The organism is Planktotalea frisia, from assembly GCF_001890925.1.
In the GTDB taxonomy this organism is placed as follows: Bacteria; Pseudomonadota; Alphaproteobacteria; order Rhodobacterales; family Rhodobacteraceae; genus Planktotalea; species Planktotalea frisia.
Window position 1 is genome coordinate 25,819 of sequence record NZ_MLCB01000159.1, and the last position, 17,388, is coordinate 43,206.

A 17,388-nucleotide genomic window follows, 5' to 3' on the forward strand; every position below is an offset into this window, starting at 1 on the left:
TATTTTGTCATATCTAATGTCAATTTATCGTGGAAGATGAAAAGCGCAAGTCCGGTGTCGCTGCGTAATTCCGCAGGTTACTTGCATGTCACCCATTGCATCGCAGCGCGCGATCTGCTTTTTTGACATATTGTATGCCGATATGCGGGAGGGCGAAATGTCTGGATCACCGAAACCCATCGAATTTCTTGGTGCACCGGCCTCGCCGTATACACGGAAAATGCTGGCCTATCTGCGCTATCGCGGAATCCCTTATCGCTTTCATATCAGTATGCATGACAGCCTGAAGGGTTATCCGCAGCCAAAGCCCGCGCTCTTTCCCACTTTCTACCTGCCGGACGAAGCGGGCGAACTGCAGGCGGTGACCGACAGCACGCCCCTTATCCGCCGGTTCGAAGGCGAATACCAAGGGCGACCCGCGCTGCCCGATGATCCCGTCACCCGGTTCCTTCAGGACATTGTCGAGGATTACGCCGATGAATGGCTGACCAAGATAATGTTCCACTATCGCTGGGCGGTGCCGGAAAACGCCGATCATGTCGCGCCGCTGCTGGTCTACTGGATGATGCCACAGGCGGCAAAAGGCCCGGCCAATGACCTTGCCGAAAACTTTGCCGCGCGTCAGGCCGGACGCCTTGGCGTCGTCGGTTCGAACGACGCAACCGCTGCAACCATCGAAGCCAGCTATAGACGTGTTCTAGCGTGCCTCGACGATCTGATCGCAACCCGCCCGTTCCTGTTTGGCACCCGCCCCTCGGCCGCTGATTTCGCCATTTATGGCCAGTTCACCCAGCTTCTTGGCATCGAACCGACCTCTGCCGCGATCGCGCGTGAAAGTGCGCCGCGCCTTCTGGCGTGGATTGATCATCTGGAAGACGCCACCGGTTACGCCGCTCATGATGACGGCTGGCTGTCGCGCGACGAGGCCGCCACCACCCTGCGCCCGCTATTCGCAGAGATTGGCCGAACCTATGCGCCTTACATGCAGGCCAATGCGGCCGCCCATGCGGCGAGTGAAAAACAGGTCACGTTAGAGATCGACGGAGCGCCCTGGACACAAGCCACGTTCCCCTATCAGGCCAAATGCCTACGGGTGTTGCGCGACAGCTTCGCCGCGCTTTCGACGCAAGACCAGACCGCAGTGCGCGATGCATTCGACGGCACCGGCTGCGAAGTGTTAACGACACCCCCCTAAGCCGGATCCTTCACAATGCGAAACCCGGTATGCGCGGTTGAAAAGTCGGGTTCAAGGCTTTCACGGGCCGCAGTGCGATAACGGCGGCAATAGTTCGAACCGCACAGATAAGACCCGCCTTTGATGGTGAACTGCGGACTACCGTCGCCAAACGGCGTTTCAGTCCACTCCCAGACATTGCCGATCATGTCATGGGCGCCGATCAGGTTGGCCCGGTAGCATCCCACCGGGGCGGTGCCCGCGAACCCATCCTCGGCCGTATTCAGCACAGGGAAAACGCCGTTCCAAGTATTGGCCCGGATCTCGCCATTGGGGCCGCGAAGGCCGGATTCCGGATCGTCGGGGTCAAAAAGGCCAAGGCTCGCGGCATATTCCCACTCAATCTCATTGGGCAATCTTCCCCCGCCCCATGCCGCATAGGCGCGTGCATCCGTGAGGCTGACATGCACCACTGGGTGGCGGCCCAGCCCGGCAATATCCGACCCTGCCCCGGCTGGCGTGCGCCAGGTCGCGCCTTTGTCCAGCTTCCACCAGGACAGCAGGTCGGACGGCGTGTCGGTCTCGACAAAACCTGCCGAACCGCCGTTTCGCTCGGCCTCGGTGACATAGCCGGTGGCGGCCACAAATGCGGCGAACTGGTCATTCGTCACCTCGGTGACGGACAGCAAGAACGGCGAGACATGCAGCTTTATAGGCCCGCCCTCTTCGGGATAGATCGCGTCGGCACCCTTGACGAACCCGCCGCCCGGCACCTGCACGAACCCGCCAATGTCAGCGTCGGGCAGAACACAGCTTCGTCCCGGCCCATCCCCGCCCGGCCACCAGAGGAACGCGCACGCCAGACCAAGAGCCGCCAGACCGGACAGCAAAACCAGCCAGCGCATCTCGCTACTCGGCCCTGGCAATCAAAGCATCGACAGTGCGGCGCACGACTGCTTCGGCGGCATTGGGGGACAGCTCCTGATCCATCCGCAGGTTGAGCCAGCACCCAACCCCCGTCACCTCGTTCAACGCCCGGAAAAGCACCTCGTCACCTCTAATGCTGTCTGGCAGCACGGACCGAAGGCCGGCGCGCTCAAGCTCAAGAACCTGCTGGTACTCCTCCAACAGGAACTTGGACCGGAACCGGCTCAGCGATGCAGACATGCGGATTGGCAGGATGTCTTCCCAGACCGCGACGCGGCGCGCGATATTCTCGTCCAGCTGACCCCGCCAGTCGGTTGCCGTGTAAGGCTGCAGGAACCGAGGCAGCACTTCTTTCTGCACATCGCCCGCGATTTCGCGCAGCAGGCTTTCCATGTCATCGATATGGCGAAACACTGTGCGCATGCTCAGGCCCGAATGCTCTGAGATATCGATGGCCCGCGGGGAATAGATACCGGCGCGGATCAAAGTGAGGATCGATGTCTTGATCTTGTCCCGGCTGCGCGCACTGCGTTGCTTACGACCGTCTGTTTTTTCTTTTTTTGCAACGGGTTCCGCCTTGACTGCCACTGCTGCATTCCTTTCAGGTCAACCATTCCCAACAACCTATTTGAATGGCTTCCAAAATGCCAGCACTTAGAAAAACGACCGCGCCAGTCCGGTTGAGCGCTTTGATTGTAACGCCCTTAGGCACTTTGTTGACACATATAATGACATTACTTTAGACATTTCGCAAGAGACGGAAGATCGCCGAAAGACCAATACTAAACGGCGTCCTTCAAATCGACAGGAGGTCACCGATGAAAACAGTCACAATCTTCGCATTCGCGTTAGCAATCAGCGCAACAGGCGCACAGGCCGGATGGAACGAGGCCGATGCCTGCGCTGCCGGGCTATCCGGCGACAGCAAGTTGATCTACAACAGGGTCAAACCGAAAATCGTGGTTGGCGACAAGTCAGGCAACGAGGCGCGGATCAAATCAACCGTCAAAGACATGGTGTCCAAAGACGAAGTTGCCTTTATCGGGGTAAGGGGTAAAGCCAAACAGGCCGTGGCGTGCCTGCAAAAGGTGAATTCCTGAATCCTGGAAACCATGCGCCGGGTCGGACCTGGAAAGATAGGTATTCATGTCCTTTGACAGCTTGATCAAATCGCGCATCATTGCCCATATCACGGGCGAACCACGGCAATTGCGAAAACGGGCCGCTTTCGAGCGGCAGCGCCTGCGCCGAGATGCAGCGCATGTCGTCGACTATTTCCATGACGTCTCTGATCCATACTCTCATCTGACAGCACAGATCCTGCGCCGGCTTCAGGATCGTTATGAGATCGAGCTTCGCCCCCACCTGATCTCCGCGCCGCCAGACTGGGCCGCGCCGGACCGGACGGCGCTGGAAAGTTATGCAAGGCTGGATGCCGCGCGGCTGGCCGCAAAGGCAGGGCTTGCCCTTCCCGCCACGCCGATCCCGCCAACAACCGAAAGGCTGGACCATGCCCGCGCCCTTGTGGCCGCTGCCTTGCCTCGGCCCGATTTCGCTCAGACCGCGATCGCCGTCGGCAGCGCCCTGTGGCAGGGCGAGGCTTTGCCGGACGCCTCTGTGACAAAACCGGCCACAGGGATGGCACAAGGCGACGCGCGGCTGGAACAGCTGGGGCACTATCTTGGTGCAACCTTCCACTATGGCGGCGAATGGTACTGGGGCATTGACCGGCTGCATTACCTGGAAGCCCGATTGCGCGGGCGAGGCGTGGCCAAACCGGACGCGCTAGCAGACCCAATATACGCCCCACCCGCACCCGATGCGACGTCCCCTGCCCTGCCGGGCACGGTGATCGAACTTTTCGCCTCTTTTCGCAGCCCCTATTCCTATCTCGCCTTTGACCGCGCCCGCGACATTGCCCAGTCCCGTGGCGTAGAACTTCGCTTCCGCCCGGTCCTGCCAATGGTCATGCGTGGCCTGCCTGTACCCCGGGCAAAACGGTTCTACATCATGCATGACGTCGCCCGCGAAGCCCGACGGCTGGGTATCCCGTTTGGCCATGTCTGTGACCCGCTTGGAAAGGCGGTCGAGCGCGGCTATGCGCTGATCGGATACGCACGCGAGGCCGGGCGACTGGACGATTATGCCTCAAGCTTTCTGCGTGGCGTCTGGGCCGACGGGATCGACGCCAAAACAAACCGCGGCCTTGCCCGGATTGTCGAACGGGCCGGGCTGGATTGGGACAAGGCAAAACCGCACCTTCAAAGCGACACCTGGCGCGCGGAAGTCGAAGAAAACCGGCGTATCCTGACCGCACTGGGCCTGTGGGGCGTGCCTAGTTTCCGCTGCGGCGACACCGTATTCTGGGGCCAGGACAGGCTCTGGTTGCTCGCTTGAAGCCGGCACTGTCCCGCAAGGAAAACGACTAGGAAACGACATTGAGCGCTGTATTGCTGAGCATAAAAAACCATGTCGCCACATTGTCCAACAATGACGCGCCCTATAACCGCATGACCCTTGAATACATGGACGAGCTTGAGCGTCTGGTCCCGGAACTGGGCGCTGACAACTCTGTTCGCGCGCTTGTGTTTACATCAGCGGGCGAAGACCACTTTTCAGTTGGCATGAATCTGAAGCAGATTCCCGAGGGTATCGAACGCAAGGGATCATTGGAGGCGGTTCTGGACCAACGCCTGCGGGTCCTCGATCTCATCGAGAACCTGGGCAAACCCAGCATAGCAACATTGTTTGGTTATTGTCTGGGGGGCGGGCTTGAACTACCGCTGGCCTGTCATTTCCGGCTCGCAGCAGATGAAGGCGCTCAGATCGGTTTGCCGGAGATGGACCTCGGTACGGTCCCCGCTTGGGGCGGCTCTGGCCGCCTGCCGAGGGTGGCTGGCCGCGATGTTGCGCTCGATATGATCCTTCGGGGACGAAAAATTTCCGGAGAAGAAGCCCTGAAGTTTGGGTTGGTCATGGAAACGTGCCCGGTCACCGAGATCAAGGCACGGGCACAGGCTCTAGGAGAGGAACTTGCAAAGCAGCCGCGTCTTGCTGTGAAAGGCGTGCTCGACACCATCGTTGGCTTTGAGGCGAAAAGCTTGCGGCAGTCAATTCTTGATGAACGGGCAGCGGTGCTGCTCACGGGTAACACAGCAGATTCCCAAGAGGGCATGCTGGCGTTTCTCGAAAAACGGGAGCCTGTCTTTAACAAGGATGACTGACTTGCCTGCGTCTCGCCCATTCACGCGCTATGCGGCGAAAGTGTTGTTTGGATGAGGCCGTCAAAACCGGCCGGCAACGACCGCTTCTGCGACTTGGGCTGCGTTGCAGCGTAGAGCTCACTGCATATGCAAAGTAATGCTGCGTGAGCAGTAGCTGCGCGTGCACAAGTCCGGAAAGTCCCGCGTTGTGTCAGTTCAGGAAGAGCGCAGCGAATATCCGGTTTTTCTCGTTCGCAAAAGGCTTCAGCTTTCGAAGCCGATTGCGTGGCTATTTCTCGCACAAATGGTCAGTGTAAAAATCGCGCGTGTAACTGATTGCTTTAGGTCAACAAAAAGGACACGCCTTCGCGCTTTTTCAACCGTGACACCATCGCCAGCAGATTGTCCGCGCGCGGGTTGCCTTTGGCGCTAAGCATCCGCATCAGGCTCTTGGGATCCTTGTCCATATCTCGCGCCAAGGCCTGGAACCCAACCGTGGCGTTAACGTAGTCGCGCAGCAGCACCTTGCCGGTCTCCAGATCGTCGCTGAGCATCGCTTCAATGGCTTCGCGGAACAGGCCCGCGCGGAATTCAGGATCGCGCTCAGCGCGTGCTTTGATCGTGTCTTTGAAGTCTTTCGTCAGTGGCATGTCAGTCGCCTTTCTCTTTGCGGGACTTGTAGTCGTCCCAATATGCTTTGGCCTGCTCGATATCTTTCGACTGGCGCTTTTTTGTGCCGCCACATAGCAGGATCACAAGCGTATCGCCGTCCTTACCAAAATAGACGCGGTATCCCGGACCAAAGGTGATGCGCCGCTCTGACACGCCTTGCCCGACTGGCTTCACGTCGCCCAGATTGCCCGTCTCGATCCGTGCGCACCCTCAATGCTGCCGCCGTATCCAGACCATTGAACCAATCTTCGAACGGCGTTTTCCCCACCTCTGTGACATAGACTACAAGCTTATTCATTGCGGCCATTGGTGACACATACGTTACCATTTTTCAATCAATTTTGCCCCCTCAATGCGTCATCCCCCGGTCCATCTCGACCTCACGCTCTTCTAACTCCGTCTCAACTTCTCTTCGGCGGCTTTCACTAATTTCAAGCTGGTCTCGAGTTGCGTGCGCAGCCTCCCGTAGCTCTGCCCCTCGCTCAACAAGCCGTTCAACGCAGCTACGGACGCCGTTTGCGATTGAATGAGCGCTGACACGCAGGCGGCCAATCCATCCATCTGACTCTGCATCCTCGTCGTCGAGCGTGCCTCTAACCCGCTCAATTCCTTTGCTGAGACCTCGCAGGCCGTCACCAACCGCTCGACGCAGGCGAGCAAGTCGCGTTCCAAGGCTGTCAGGGGTGTCGTCATCTAATCCTCGGCGATCTTGATGCAGGTCACTGACCTGCCGCCCAGCGTGCAGGTCCTCAGCCGCGTCTTGGTCGGGTCCAGCACCAGTCATGTCCCGTCTTCCCTGTCGATCCGTGTCAGGCCCAGTTCCGTCAGTTCCGAGCGCGTCAGCTGGACCGTCCAAAGCCAGCTCGCGACCATCATCAAGGCGATCCCCGTCACGATGATCCCCGTGATGATCCAAGGTGAGAACGTCATCCAATTCTTGATCAGTTCGATCCGTTCCTTGAACAAGTTCCTGTTGTGAAACAGAAAGTGCGCCGTATCGTTCTTCATTGTAGTCTGCGCGTCGTCCAACATGGTCTGCGAGGTCTGCACGAAGGCGCTCATGTGAGAGGCCATCAAGTCTTCTTGTTCGGTTTGCATCTGCGCCAGTTTCATACTCAACCGCGATTTCTGCGTGTCGGATTGGGGACCAGTTTTCATGAGTGAGAACGCCTTCAAGTTTGAACGGTTTTGAGAATTCAGAATCGCGGACACTGATTGATTTTGCCGCTTGGCGCGTGACCTCGAAGCCTGTGTCCTCGAAGAAGGCGACCATGGATGCGCGGTCGGTGATCAGGCCCACTTCAATCTGGTCATAAAGCGCAGAAACGATGACCTTACGGGCTTCGGCGCGGTCGGCACTCTCGCGCACCAGTTTGAAGTCTCGGGCAAGGTCAGGTTCCATTGGGTCGGCCCAACCATGGGACTTGTTCAATACGTCGCGCAATGTGCTGAACGCGGCTTCATGCCCCGGCGGTGCGATGTTCAACGCCCTACCCGTCGCCAGCTCCAATCGCGGCGTGCAGAAATGCAGCTCAACATTGCCTTCGTGCATATGACGCACCCACAGGCAGTCGTATTGATCCGCCTCAAGCCCCGCAAAGGCCAGAGCCTCAAATAGCTCAATGGCCTCTTGCTGGGCGTCCTCGCTGGGCTGGTCGCTGTCCGCGAAGCTGATCACGCCAGCGGTGTAGCTCCGCTTGTTCGCGCTTGCGTCGATCAAATCCCGCGTCCGGTCGGGATTGCCGTGCAGCACTTCGGGCAGTGGGTCGCGGATTTTGATCTGCGGCTGGCCGTAATCATCGCGGATCAAATTGCGGTTTTCGTCGTAGGCCAAAACCTCACGGGCTGTCAGGTAGTCAACAGGGGCCGCGCCGCCACCCGTGCCAGACGAAAAGAACGAGATGATCATTGCGGGCCATCGCTGTGCTGGCCAATGATCTGCGCAAGCTGGCGCTCAATCACGACAAGGCGCACGCTGACCTTGAGGGCTTCGATGTGGCTTGCGCGACCAGATTTGACGGCCCCGTTTATCCATCGCGCCAGTTGGTTGAGGTTGCCGCGAACGCGGGCAACGGCCAACGTCAGCGACGGGTCAACACGCGGCACGGGCTTGCGCCGCCGCGCTTGGACCAGTCCCAAAGCCTCACGCATTAGCGTGGCATTGGGCAGTCCAGCGGCGTCCGCCTTGGCGACGAGCGCAGCCTTCTCCGCAACGGTGCATCGAAAGATCACAGTCTCGGAAAGGCCCTCCTTGACGTGCTCCTCGCGCGTCTGGTTGGGGTTTGAAGGGGAGGCATGCCGCCCCTCACAAGTCCCGCCGATGTAATCGGTGGGTAACCTTGCTGTTTGCTCTGTCGTCGGGTCGGGTGCGGTCATGTTCTGAGGCCAGCGGCTTGAATTTGCGCCTGTGTCACCAGCTTTGCGGCAAGCAATGCCGTCACCTGCGGGGCCGTGATGTGCTTGCACATCGGGCTTTTGTCACTGATCCAGAAGGCCAGCCGCGCATGGTGATCTGCGCTTGCAGCTCGCGCTTCCTCTCGCTTGGCGTGGATGTCCTCTATGTATCCTTGCCAGCGCCGTGACTGAAACCAGTTGTCGGAAAAGCAGACCTTGGAGCGGGTAAACCCTGCGCTGTCGGTGGCGTAGGCTTCGACCGCCTGAAGCAAGTCCCCCGGCGCGAACCCTTCCTTCATGGCCTCTTCGATTTGGGCAAGGCAAGCCACTTTGCCACGTAATCGGTCGGGCGGATACGCCGCTAAAACCTTCTCAACCTCCCCCGCCTCGCGCTTGCGCGAAGGAGGTTCTTTTGTAGGTTCAATGGTAAGGTTCGTGTCTCGTTTTGAGACTACCCCCGTCTCACCCTTGAGACTTTTCCCCGGCATTTTTGAGACGTTTCCCCCCGTCTCATTTTGAGACGTTTCCCCATTGGAGTCACTCGCGCCACCCTTCGGGCAGGCGCTTGGACCAAGCGTGATATCGAGGTGCAGTTCATACTGGTTGGAGCCGCGCCCGCCGTCGCCATCCCCACGGGCATGACGCGTGACAAGGCCGCATTCCTCCAAGGTTGTCATGTGTCGAAACAGGGTCGCGCGGCCCATCTCGCACTCGTCCGCCAACCGCTGTGCGCTTGGATTGCACTGGCCAGTTTCTTTGTTGTGAAAGTCCGCCAGTTGGATAAGCACAATCTTGGCGGCTGGTTTAAGGCCTTTGACGTTCGCGGCCCAGATCAATGCCATCCCGCTCATGGCTTAGAACCACAAACCGTTTGCGAAAAAAGGTTCGTCATGTGCCAAATTATCGTAATAAAATCAAAGGCCGCGTTTTTGCAGTTCGTCAGCCTAACTTGTTGCTTTCGTGATTTTGTGCTCTGCCTGCCGGGCCTACCAGATTACTCGCAAATATTCTCTTTGATAAAACAGTTCGAGCCGATGCAACCGTCCCAGCCTGCGTCTTTTGCTGCCTGAGATTTTTCGCCAAATGTAGAACCGATCAATTTGACCGATTTGATCTTTTCAAACTTAAAGATGCGTTTAGCCTCAAAATCACGCCCTTTGGTGCAACCTCGAAATTGCCAGCCATGCATATAAAGACTGCCATTGTTGCCGATTGCGACCTGGTGCACGTCGATAAGGCGCGGCTCGCAACCTTTTGAGGCATCTTTGTCGTAAACCATTTCGATGGTGCGATTGTTTGTTGCCGCCTCGCAAAGCTCAGCTTCGAACTGGCTTTGTGCTTGCGCGGCCAAGGGGATCGTCGCCAAAAACATCAACAGCTTACTCTTCATCACTGCCACGCCCTTTAAATCCTGTTGCAACAACAAACTTCTCAGAACTGTCAGAGCGCGAACTTGGCGGTTTCATATGCGCAACTTTGGTGAAGTTTTGCTTGAGAACTTTCTGCAATTCCCCTTCTGCACCACCGGCAAGGACTTTCGCAACAAAGGTGCCACCTTCGGCCAGAACATCAAATGCGAAATACGCGGCCGCTTCGCAAAGATGCATGATGCGCAAGTGATCTGTTTGCTTATGACCTGATGAAGACGCTGCCATGTCGGACATGACCACATCCGCCTGCCCACCAAGCCAGCCTTTGACCAAATCATCCGCGCCTTCGTCGAGAAAATCGAGGACATGGAATTCGGCGCCAGCCATTGTTTCAACCTCTTGGATATCAATTCCAAGGATCGTGCCTTGCGCTTTGCCGCGACGATCGCCGAGTGCGTTGATCCGTGGCACGGCCACTTGGCACCAACCACCTGGCGCACAGCCAAGGTCCACGACACGCGCACCGGGCACCAGAAAGCGATATTTGTCGTCCACTTCCATGATCTTGAACGCTGCGCGGCCACGGTAGCCTTCTGCTTTGGCGCGTTTGACGTATGGATCGTTGAGCTGGCGCTGTAGCCAAAGCGTGGAGGACATGCGCCGTCCGCGCGCGCTTTTGACTTTGACGGTCAAATCGCGTTGGCCTCGGCCGGAATTGTTTTTGCCCGTTGGGGTCTTCGCCATGATCTCTACTCTTTCAAACGTCTGACTGACGCGGGATTCGATTTTTCTAGAAAAATCGCGCCCCCTTAATACACGCCGTCTTCCAAAACACCATCCGCGCTCATTTGCGCATAGAGCAAACCTTCGCGCAGCCCCCTGTCTGCAACAGAGAGTTGATCGGTTGGCCAACACCGCAAAAGCGCTTGCAAGATTGCAGCCCCCGACATGATCAGCGCCTGACGGTCTTGTCCGATCCTTGGATCACGGCGCCGTCCTGTTGGGCCAAGCTTGAGATACATGCGGATCACCTTGTCGATTTCATCCGAACTCATGCGAAGCCCATCAACCTTATTGCGGTCATAGCGTTTTAGCCCAAGATGTGAGGCTGCGACAGTTGTCACTGTGCCGGACGTTCCAACGATCTGAAAACCAGCCCTTGTTTGCTCGTCTTTGTAGGGCGCAAACTCAGACAAATGCTCTTCGAAATACCAACTCATAAGCGCGAAACGTGCAGCGTCATCCTCGACATCATCAAAGTGATCCCGCAGGGTCGCGACACCTAAGGGGACGGAGATCCAATCAACGACCTTCGCTGCGGCATGCTTGTTGTTCGCGTTATGAAATCCCGCATGCAACCGCATGATTGCTTTGGGTCTCTCTTGCGACGGAACAGCGCACAGATCGATCCAGACCAATTCGGTCGATCCCCCCCCGATATCGACAACAAGCAGTTGTTCGGTCTCTTTCGACACAAGCGGCGCGCATGAAATAACGGCTAAACGCGCTTCTTCTTCGGGTTTGATGATATCGAGCGTCAGCCCCGTTTCACGCGTGATCTGGCGCATAAAACCCGCACCATTGCCGGCACGACGACAGGCTTCTGTCGCAACAAGACGCATGTGTTTGACTTTGTGACGCTTCAGTTTCTGCTGACAAATACGCAAAGCTTGAATCGTGCGCGCCATGGACGCACGGCTTAGCTTGCCTGTGCTCTCAAGACCCGCGCCAAGTTGGACGGATTTCGAAAAGCTATCTATCACATGAAACTGACTGCCCTTGGGTTGAGCAATCAGCATGCGACAACTGTTCGTACCCAAATCCAACGCAGCATAAAGCGCGTCAGAAACGGGCGGTTTGGGCGCAGGGCTCTCTACCGTCTTGGGGCCATCAAAAGGGCCATTCTTCGGGAGCGCGCCCGCACCTTTGGGACGCTTGGGCGCCATTGTACGCCCTCCGATGTATCGTGTTACCTTGAGACTACGCCCGCTTTCCAATCCTCGCAAGGGGCTTGTGCCGCGCGCTGCCTTCATAAACTCCATGAATATTTTGAGCACGCTCAGCTCTTGTGAGAGATGCTGCATCGCGGCTAGGTTCATGCTGGCGCTAAGCGTCGCTGTGGTGCGACGTTTTGTCGATAACAAACCCCGAAGCGGCTCGATGGTGCAGTACGAGGGGACAACAATGCGAAGCTCCATAAGGAATCAGCGATGCCAGATGTAACAGTGGTCTATTGGCGCGATATCCCCGCTCAGGTGATTGTCGGAAAAGGGCGTCGTGGCTCGAAACGTCAGCTCGAAGAGCGCTTTGAGCAAGCGATTGATCGCGCAGCCATGAAGGTGAACGCCAAAGACGCGGATGCCTATTTGGCAGAGTGGCGCAAGGCTGCGCCCTACCCGATGGAGGGTGAACCCGACGCAATCGTTGAAGCCGAAGCGCTTCGCATTGAAGCGGAATATAACAACGAGCGTTTGAAAGCGCTGATTGCAAAGGATGGCTGGGCGTAAGCGCTCGGCATCGTTTTGATGGGTTTGGGAGACACGATCATGGCCTTGTTGAATTTCAAAAAGAAAGCCGCGCCAGCGGACGTAAGTAACAGCGCCGAGGTAGAGGCGTTTTTGCAAGGCTACTCTATCGAAGTGATGCCGCGCACCGCTGAAAAGATCGAAGATTTCAGCGCACTTTTGCCTACTGGAACACGGGTATATGTCGCTCACATCGAGGGCACGCCCATCGAGGACATGGTCGCCACAGCGGCACGCATCAAAGCTGAGGGCTATGATGTCATGCCCCACTTCCCAGCACGCATCATCAAAGATGAAGCGACTTTGGCCGATTGGATTGCACGCTACCAAGGCGAAGCAGATGTGAACCAAGCTCTTTTGTTGGCAGGCGGCGTGACCACACCGCACGGCGCGTTCGATAGCTCCATGCAGTTGATGGAAACAGGTCTGTTCGACAAAGCTGGCTTCAAACGTTTGCACGTTGCGGGCCATCCTGAGGGCAATAAGGACATTGATCCAAACGGCTCTGACGCAAACGTCATGGAAGCGCTGCGCTGGAAGCAGGCTTTCAATGAGCGCACCGATGCAGAGATGGCGCTTGCCACTCAGTTCGCCTTTGAAGCGGGTCCAATCATTGAGTGGGCCGATGCGATCAAAGAGGCTGGCATCGATATCCCGATCCACATCGGTATTGCGGGTCCTGCGAAACTACAAACGCTCATCAAGTTCGCGATTGCTTGTGGCGTTGGCCCTTCCTTGAAGGTTCTGCAAAAGCGCGCAATGGATGTGACTAAACTGCTGCTGCCTTACGAGCCGACAGAGGTTCTCGCGCAACTCGCAGCGCACAAGGCCACAAACCCTGAGTTCAACATCGAAAAAGTCCATTTCTTCCCTCTTGGCGGTATAAAAACCAACGCCAACTGGGCTATCGAAAATGGCGGCGCTTCCGGCCGCCCAGCAAACGTTTCCTAAGGATCGACAGACATGACGCGCACAGTAATTGAGTCTAAAACGAAAACGGCCATCATGGGGTTCGATCAGCCGTTCTGCGTGATCGGTGAGCGGATCAACCCCACTGGCCGCAAGATCCTGAACGAAGAGTTAGAGCGCGGCGATTTCTCCCGCGTTGAGGCGGATGCCATTGCGCAGGTCGCGGCGGGTGCAAATATTCTCGACATCAACTCTGGTGCGGTGTTCTCTGGTCTCATGGCAGAAGACCCGCGTTATGCGGACAACAATTTTGTTGAGCCAACGTTGATGCGTCAGCTGATCGAAGTCGTGCAAAAAGTCACCGATTGTCCGCTCTGTATCGACAGCTCTGTCCCAGGCGCGTTGGAGCAAGGTTTGGCCGCTGCTGAAGGTCGTCCTTTGCTGAACTCCGTTACAGGCGAAGAAGAGCGTCTTGAGCTCGTCTTGCCATTGGTCAAGAAATACAACGTTCCAGTTGTTGCGATTTCCAACGATGACACTGGCATTTCCGAAGATCCCGATGTGCGTTTTGCGGTTGCTAAGAAGATCGTCGAACGTGCTGCTGATTTCGGTATTCCAGCGCATGATATCGTAGTTGACCCGCTTGTCATGCCGATTGGTGCGATGGGCACGGCGGGTTTGCAGGTCTTCACGCTTGTGCGTCGTTTGCGCGAAGAATTGGGTGTGAATACGACTTGCGGCGCGTCCAACATTTCCTTTGGCCTGCCCAATCGTCACGGCATCAACAACGCGTTTTTACCTATGGCTATGGCGGCAGGCATGACCTCTGCGATTATGAACCCTGTTGCGTTGGCAACGGGCCCGACCAAGATCGCTGAAAAGCGTGCTGAAGTTGCCGCAGCTGGCATCATTATACCTGAAGGCATGGATGATGAGGCGTTCTGTCAGATGTTTGGGATCGGCTCAACCAAACCGCGTTCCGGTAAGGAAATGGAGGCCATTCGCGCGGCCAACTTCCTAACAAACAACGACGAAGGTGGTGGTGAATGGATCAAAGCCAACAAAGTTGCGCCTAAAGCGGGCCAAGAAGGTCGTGGTCGTGCAGGTCGCACAGGTGGGCGCCGCCGCGCTTAACACATATTTTACGATGATGAGAGAGGGTGTTGCCTATGGACGGCAGCACCCTCTCTCATAAACCCAAAGACTGGCTAAAAGCTGTATTCGCTGCAAAGTCAGTTCAGAATGGTAGCGTAATCCGGCGCAAGACGCTTTGGGTCGATCAAGAGATTGGCCGCGCAAGGTTTGAAAACGAAGTCAGGCGGTGCGGTTTTCGGCTTTTGGAAACGCGTAACCATCTGATCGTCATTTGTAATTCTGAACCAGTTCATTTGGTCATTTAAGGAATCAAATTTTCTAGAAAATTTGTGTGCACGATTTTTCTAGAAAAATCGATGTCACGCGTAATGTAGTGACATTCCATCTTTGAAAATCTGCACTTTTTCAGGTACAGCACTCAATGCAACAGTCTTACCACGGACGTCTTTATGTGTCCCCGGTAACTTGCCAATCACAGCATTTTCAATGCCGTCACTTTCAAAATAGAGCAATGTGACTTCTCCGAGAGCTTCGACAAAATCGACCTTACCCTGAAAAATGAAATCACCGCTCGCTTCGACCAAATCTTCCGGCCGCACACCGATATTTACCTGGGCACCCATATCACCCGCAACGCTTGGCGCGTTCGAGAGCGCAACACCACCGCCGTCCAAGGCGACTTTTGTCACAGCACCTGTTTCTACAATTTTTCCCGGCATCAGGTTCATCGCAGGCGAGCCGATAAACTGCGCGACAAACTCATTCTCGGGCCGCTCGTATAATTCCAGAGGCGTGCCGACTTGAGCAATCCCTTTGTTCGCCAAGACCACAATCCGTGTCGCAAGCGTCATCGCCTCAACCTGATCGTGCGTGACATAAATCATCGTGCTGTCTGGCATCTGCTCTTTCAAGCGCGCAATCTCGATCCGCGTGGCGACACGCAAGGCGGCGTCCAGGTTTGAGAGTGGTTCGTCAAACAAATAGACCTTGGGATCACGCACAATAGAGCGGCCAATCGCGACGCGCTGACGCTGACCACCTGAGAGCGCTTTAGGCAAGCGATCAAGGTAATCCGTCAGTTGCAACTTATCCGCTGCGGCCGTGATCGCTTCATCAATTTCAGCGGGCGTTTTCTTGGCCAATTTCAGAGCAAACGCCATGTTGTCGCGCACCGTCATATGCGGATAAAGCGCGTAGCTTTGGAAGACCATCGCGACACCGCGCTGGCTGGGGGGGACGTTGTTGACCACCTGCCCTTCGATCTCCAGTGTGCCGCCGGTGATCTTCTCCAAGCCTGCGATCATGCGCAAAAGCGTGGACTTGCCACAGCCGGAAGGGCCAACAAAAACAATGAGTTCGCCTGTTTCAATCTCAAGGTTGATGTCTTTCAAAACATCTACCGTGCCGCCATATGTCTTCGCCACGCCCGTAAGTTTAAGATCAGCCATGATCCGTTTCTCCTAGTTTGCGCGGCGCAGCACGGCCACGCCCCATGGTTTTAAAGTGACTGTCATGCCGTCAAGCTGCGCGCCGCTAAGTGGTCCTGCGACATCTGCGTAGGTGCCATCAAGCGTGAAGGTCTTCACATCCTCTGACAGATTGACGGCGCATGTGAGTTGCAACGCATCCGAGCTGCGCTCGAATATCACAACGTCGTTTTGTGCGCGCACAACGCCTTGATCCCCTTTGATCAAAACATCATGTTCTGCGCGGAAAGCTAACGCGCGACGATAGAAATGCAGCATCGCATCCGGATCGCTTTCTTGCGCACCAACCGATTTCATTAGGTGTTCAGAAGACACCGGAAGCCAAGGTTTGGCCGATGAAAATCCGCCCGCTTCATTCGAGGGTTCCCAGAGCATGGGTGTACGGCATCCGTCACGCCCTTTAAATTCGGGCCAAAATTCGATGCCGTAAGGGTCTTGTAAGTCTTCGAAAGCCACGTCCGCTTCTGGAAGCGCTAATTCTTCGCCTTGGTACAAACACACTGAACCGCGCAGTAATAAGAGCAACATAAGGTACGCTTTTTGTGCATCAGCACTGAGGTCCCAGCGTGTAGTGTGGCGGATCACGTCATGGTTGGACAAAGCCCAACAGGCCCAGCCATCGCTTGCGACGCGATCAAAGCGTTCAAACACTTGTGCTACACGTGCGGCACTCAGAGGGGATTTCTCAAGAAATTCAAACGCATAGCACATATGCGCGCCTGTCTCGCCCTTGGTGTACTCTCCCAGTAATTCAAGTCCGAACTGAGCATCGCCCACCTCGCCCACGGCGGCGGCACCGGGGTATTCATCGAGCAAACCACGGAAACGCGCTAAAAACGCGAGGTTCTCTGGCTGGTTCTTGGAATACACATGACGTTGGTGATTATAAGGGTTCACCGATGGTGCGATGGTCGCATTACGCTCTGTAACTGGCAGCGCGGGGTTATCGCGCAGCTCTTTATCCGCGAAGTAGAAGTTGATCGTATCAAGGCGGAAGCCATCTACGCCGCGCTCTAGCCAGAATCGCGTCGCATCGAGCAAAGCGTCCTGAACCGCTGGAGTATGGAAATTTAGATCAGGCTGTGATGTGAGGAAGTTGTGCAGATAATATTGCTCACGCCGCCCATCCCATTGCCACGCAGAGCCACCAAAGATCGACAGCCAGTTGTTTGGCGGCGTGCCATCTGGCTTAGGGTCGCTCCAAACATACCAATCCGACTTTGCGTTGTCGCGCGAGATACGGCTTTGTGCGAACCAAGGGTGCTGATCAGAGGTATGCGACAGCACAAGATCGATCATAACTTTTAGACCCAACTCATGGGCGCGCGAGATCAGGGCGTCAAAATCCGCCAATGTGCCAAACATCGGGTCCACATCGCAGTAATCGCTGACGTCATAGCCGAAATCTTTCATCGGGGATGTAAAGAACGGCGAAATCCAAATTGCATCAACCCCGAGCGAAGCCACGTGATACAAGCGGCGTGTGATACCCGCGAGATCGCCAGTGCCATTGCCTGTGCTGTCTTGATAGCTGCGCGGGTAAATCTGATAGATCACCGCACCGCGCCACCAATCTGGGTTGCTCGCCTTGTCAGCATGGCTGAGTGTTTGTGTAAGAGCGTTCATAATCTT

The 17,388-nt window shown here is 56.3% G+C and carries 20 protein-coding genes; 8 read left to right on the forward strand and 12 right to left on the reverse strand.

Annotated features, from left to right (window positions below; all coding sequences use genetic code 11):
• Window positions 1–85 precede the first annotated feature (85 nt).
• Window positions 86–1,195 (forward strand): glutathione S-transferase family protein, encoded by a 1,110-nt coding sequence (locus PFRI_RS13755; RefSeq protein WP_211317761.1) that lies wholly within the window; start codon window positions 86–88, stop codon window positions 1,193–1,195.
• Here PFRI_RS13755 and PFRI_RS13760 read toward each other — a convergent pair.
• Together PFRI_RS13760 and PFRI_RS13765 are read right to left on the reverse strand one after the other, a co-directional pair.
• On the reverse strand, window positions 1,192–2,079 hold the full coding sequence (locus PFRI_RS13760) for an SUMF1/EgtB/PvdO family nonheme iron enzyme (protein ID WP_084649699.1): 888 nt from the start codon (window positions 2,077–2,079) through the stop codon (window positions 1,192–1,194). The two genes, PFRI_RS13755 and PFRI_RS13760, sit on opposite strands and share 4 nt — an antisense overlap.
• Before the next feature lie 4 nt (window positions 2,080–2,083).
• Window positions 2,084–2,689 (reverse strand): TetR/AcrR family transcriptional regulator, encoded by a 606-nt coding sequence (locus PFRI_RS13765; RefSeq protein WP_084649700.1) that lies wholly within the window; start codon window positions 2,687–2,689, stop codon window positions 2,084–2,086.
• 230 nt (window positions 2,690–2,919) lie between these two features.
• Between PFRI_RS13765 and PFRI_RS13770 the strand changes: the two genes are divergently transcribed.
• From PFRI_RS13770 to PFRI_RS13780, 3 genes are read left to right on the forward strand one after another with little or no spacing between them, the layout of a single operon-like run.
• A complete protein-coding gene (locus PFRI_RS13770; protein WP_072631281.1) occupies window positions 2,920–3,201 on the forward strand; it encodes a hypothetical protein in 282 nt (93 codons plus the stop codon).
• A 46-nt stretch (window positions 3,202–3,247) separates the two neighbouring features.
• Complete coding sequence (locus PFRI_RS13775) at window positions 3,248–4,498, forward strand: DsbA family protein (RefSeq protein ID WP_072631282.1); 1,251 nt, start codon at window positions 3,248–3,250, stop codon at window positions 4,496–4,498.
• Between the two features lie 41 nt (window positions 4,499–4,539).
• Window positions 4,540–5,325 carry an enoyl-CoA hydratase/isomerase family protein gene (locus tag PFRI_RS13780; RefSeq protein ID WP_072631283.1) on the forward strand — a complete coding sequence of 262 codons (786 nt, stop codon included), beginning with the start codon at window positions 4,540–4,542 and terminating at the stop codon, window positions 5,323–5,325.
• Window positions 5,326–5,645: 320 nt separating this feature from the next.
• On the opposite strand, the gene PFRI_RS13785 is transcribed toward PFRI_RS13780, so the two are convergent.
• From PFRI_RS13785 to PFRI_RS13825, 8 genes are all read right to left on the reverse strand, one after another.
• Window positions 5,646–5,954 (reverse strand): helix-turn-helix domain-containing transcriptional regulator, encoded by a 309-nt coding sequence (locus PFRI_RS13785; RefSeq protein WP_072631284.1) that lies wholly within the window; start codon window positions 5,952–5,954, stop codon window positions 5,646–5,648.
• Between the two features lies 1 nt (window position 5,955).
• Complete coding sequence (locus PFRI_RS21530; protein ID WP_211317762.1) at window positions 5,956–6,150, reverse strand: type II toxin-antitoxin system RelE/ParE family toxin; 195 nt, start codon at window positions 6,148–6,150, stop codon at window positions 5,956–5,958.
• Window positions 6,151–6,325: 175 nt separating this feature from the next.
• The gene (locus tag PFRI_RS13795; RefSeq protein WP_072631285.1) at window positions 6,326–7,885 is read right to left on the reverse strand and encodes a relaxase/mobilization nuclease domain-containing protein; all 1,560 of its coding nucleotides are present in this window, start codon (window positions 7,883–7,885) and stop codon (window positions 6,326–6,328) included.
• Complete coding sequence (locus PFRI_RS21695; RefSeq protein WP_245812391.1) at window positions 7,882–8,352, reverse strand: plasmid mobilization protein; 471 nt, start codon at window positions 8,350–8,352, stop codon at window positions 7,882–7,884. The genes PFRI_RS13795 and PFRI_RS21695 overlap by 4 nt, the downstream gene beginning before the upstream one ends.
• Entirely contained in the window at window positions 8,349–9,221 is an 873-nt protein-coding gene (locus PFRI_RS21700) for a helix-turn-helix domain-containing protein (protein ID WP_245812394.1), read from the reverse strand. The genes PFRI_RS21695 and PFRI_RS21700 overlap by 4 nt, the downstream gene beginning before the upstream one ends.
• Before the next feature lie 143 nt (window positions 9,222–9,364).
• Complete coding sequence (locus PFRI_RS13815) at window positions 9,365–9,760, reverse strand: WYL domain-containing protein (RefSeq protein ID WP_072631286.1); 396 nt, start codon at window positions 9,758–9,760, stop codon at window positions 9,365–9,367.
• On the reverse strand, window positions 9,750–10,484 hold the full coding sequence (locus PFRI_RS13820; protein ID WP_072631287.1) for an RlmE family RNA methyltransferase: 735 nt from the start codon (window positions 10,482–10,484) through the stop codon (window positions 9,750–9,752). Before PFRI_RS13820 ends, PFRI_RS13815 begins: the two co-directional genes overlap by 11 nt.
• A 65-nt stretch (window positions 10,485–10,549) precedes the next feature.
• Window positions 10,550–11,686, reverse strand: coding sequence for a Ppx/GppA phosphatase family protein (locus PFRI_RS13825; protein WP_072631349.1), 1,137 nt, complete (start codon window positions 11,684–11,686; stop codon window positions 10,550–10,552).
• A 264-nt stretch (window positions 11,687–11,950) separates the two neighbouring features.
• Here PFRI_RS13825 and PFRI_RS13830 point away from each other — a divergent pair, with 264 nt between their 5' ends.
• The 4 genes from PFRI_RS13830 to PFRI_RS21170 are packed head-to-tail and all read left to right on the forward strand — an operon-like array spanning window position 11,951 to window position 14,574.
• A complete protein-coding gene (locus tag PFRI_RS13830; protein WP_072631288.1) occupies window positions 11,951–12,247 on the forward strand; it encodes a virulence factor in 297 nt (98 codons plus the stop codon).
• A gap of 39 nt (window positions 12,248–12,286) precedes the next feature.
• Window positions 12,287–13,216 (forward strand): methylenetetrahydrofolate reductase, encoded by a 930-nt coding sequence (locus PFRI_RS13835; RefSeq protein WP_072631350.1) that lies wholly within the window; start codon window positions 12,287–12,289, stop codon window positions 13,214–13,216.
• A gap of 12 nt (window positions 13,217–13,228) precedes the next feature.
• On the forward strand, window positions 13,229–14,308 hold the full coding sequence (locus PFRI_RS13840; RefSeq protein WP_072631289.1) for a methyltetrahydrofolate cobalamin methyltransferase: 1,080 nt from the start codon (window positions 13,229–13,231) through the stop codon (window positions 14,306–14,308).
• 35 nt (window positions 14,309–14,343) lie between these two features.
• Complete coding sequence (locus PFRI_RS21170; protein ID WP_072631290.1) at window positions 14,344–14,574, forward strand: hypothetical protein; 231 nt, start codon at window positions 14,344–14,346, stop codon at window positions 14,572–14,574.
• Window positions 14,575–14,628: 54 nt separating this feature from the next.
• Here PFRI_RS21170 and PFRI_RS13850 read toward each other — a convergent pair whose 3' ends face one another.
• Complete coding sequence (locus PFRI_RS13850) at window positions 14,629–15,717, reverse strand: ABC transporter ATP-binding protein (RefSeq protein WP_072631291.1); 1,089 nt, start codon at window positions 15,715–15,717, stop codon at window positions 14,629–14,631.
• A gap of 12 nt (window positions 15,718–15,729) precedes the next feature.
• Window positions 15,730–17,382, reverse strand: coding sequence for an alpha-amylase family glycosyl hydrolase (locus PFRI_RS13855; protein ID WP_072631292.1), 1,653 nt, complete (start codon window positions 17,380–17,382; stop codon window positions 15,730–15,732).
• Between the last annotated feature and the right edge of the window lie 6 nt (window positions 17,383–17,388).

Excerpts from the sequence above, each read along its gene's own strand:
- PFRI_RS13755 (WP_211317761.1), top strand. The coding sequence starts at position 86 with ATGTCACCCATTGCATCGCAGCGCGCGATCTGCTTTTTTGACATATTG.
- PFRI_RS13760 (WP_084649699.1), bottom strand. The coding sequence starts at position 2,079 with ATGCGCTGGCTGGTTTTGCTGTCCGGTCTGGCGGCTCTTGGTCTGGCG.
- PFRI_RS13770 (WP_072631281.1), top strand. The coding sequence starts at position 2,920 with ATGAAAACAGTCACAATCTTCGCATTCGCGTTAGCAATCAGCGCAACA.
- PFRI_RS13775 (WP_072631282.1), top strand. The coding sequence starts at position 3,248 with ATGTCCTTTGACAGCTTGATCAAATCGCGCATCATTGCCCATATCACG.
- PFRI_RS13785 (WP_072631284.1), bottom strand. The coding sequence starts at position 5,954 with ATGCCACTGACGAAAGACTTCAAAGACACGATCAAAGCACGCGCTGAG.
- PFRI_RS13795 (WP_072631285.1), bottom strand. The coding sequence starts at position 7,885 with ATGATCATCTCGTTCTTTTCGTCTGGCACGGGTGGCGGCGCGGCCCCT.
- PFRI_RS21695 (WP_245812391.1), bottom strand. The coding sequence starts at position 8,352 with ATGACCGCACCCGACCCGACGACAGAGCAAACAGCAAGGTTACCCACC.
- PFRI_RS21700 (WP_245812394.1), bottom strand. The coding sequence starts at position 9,221 with ATGAGCGGGATGGCATTGATCTGGGCCGCGAACGTCAAAGGCCTTAAA.
- PFRI_RS13815 (WP_072631286.1), bottom strand. The coding sequence starts at position 9,760 with ATGAAGAGTAAGCTGTTGATGTTTTTGGCGACGATCCCCTTGGCCGCG.
- PFRI_RS13820 (WP_072631287.1), bottom strand. The coding sequence starts at position 10,484 with ATGGCGAAGACCCCAACGGGCAAAAACAATTCCGGCCGAGGCCAACGC.
- PFRI_RS13825 (WP_072631349.1), bottom strand. The coding sequence starts at position 11,686 with ATGGCGCCCAAGCGTCCCAAAGGTGCGGGCGCGCTCCCGAAGAATGGC.
- PFRI_RS13830 (WP_072631288.1), top strand. The coding sequence starts at position 11,951 with ATGCCAGATGTAACAGTGGTCTATTGGCGCGATATCCCCGCTCAGGTG.
- PFRI_RS13835 (WP_072631350.1), top strand. The coding sequence starts at position 12,287 with ATGGCCTTGTTGAATTTCAAAAAGAAAGCCGCGCCAGCGGACGTAAGT.
- PFRI_RS13840 (WP_072631289.1), top strand. The coding sequence starts at position 13,229 with ATGACGCGCACAGTAATTGAGTCTAAAACGAAAACGGCCATCATGGGG.
- PFRI_RS21170 (WP_072631290.1), top strand. The coding sequence starts at position 14,344 with ATGGACGGCAGCACCCTCTCTCATAAACCCAAAGACTGGCTAAAAGCT.
- PFRI_RS13850 (WP_072631291.1), bottom strand. The coding sequence starts at position 15,717 with ATGGCTGATCTTAAACTTACGGGCGTGGCGAAGACATATGGCGGCACG.
- PFRI_RS13855 (WP_072631292.1), bottom strand. The coding sequence starts at position 17,382 with ATGAACGCTCTTACACAAACACTCAGCCATGCTGACAAGGCGAGCAAC.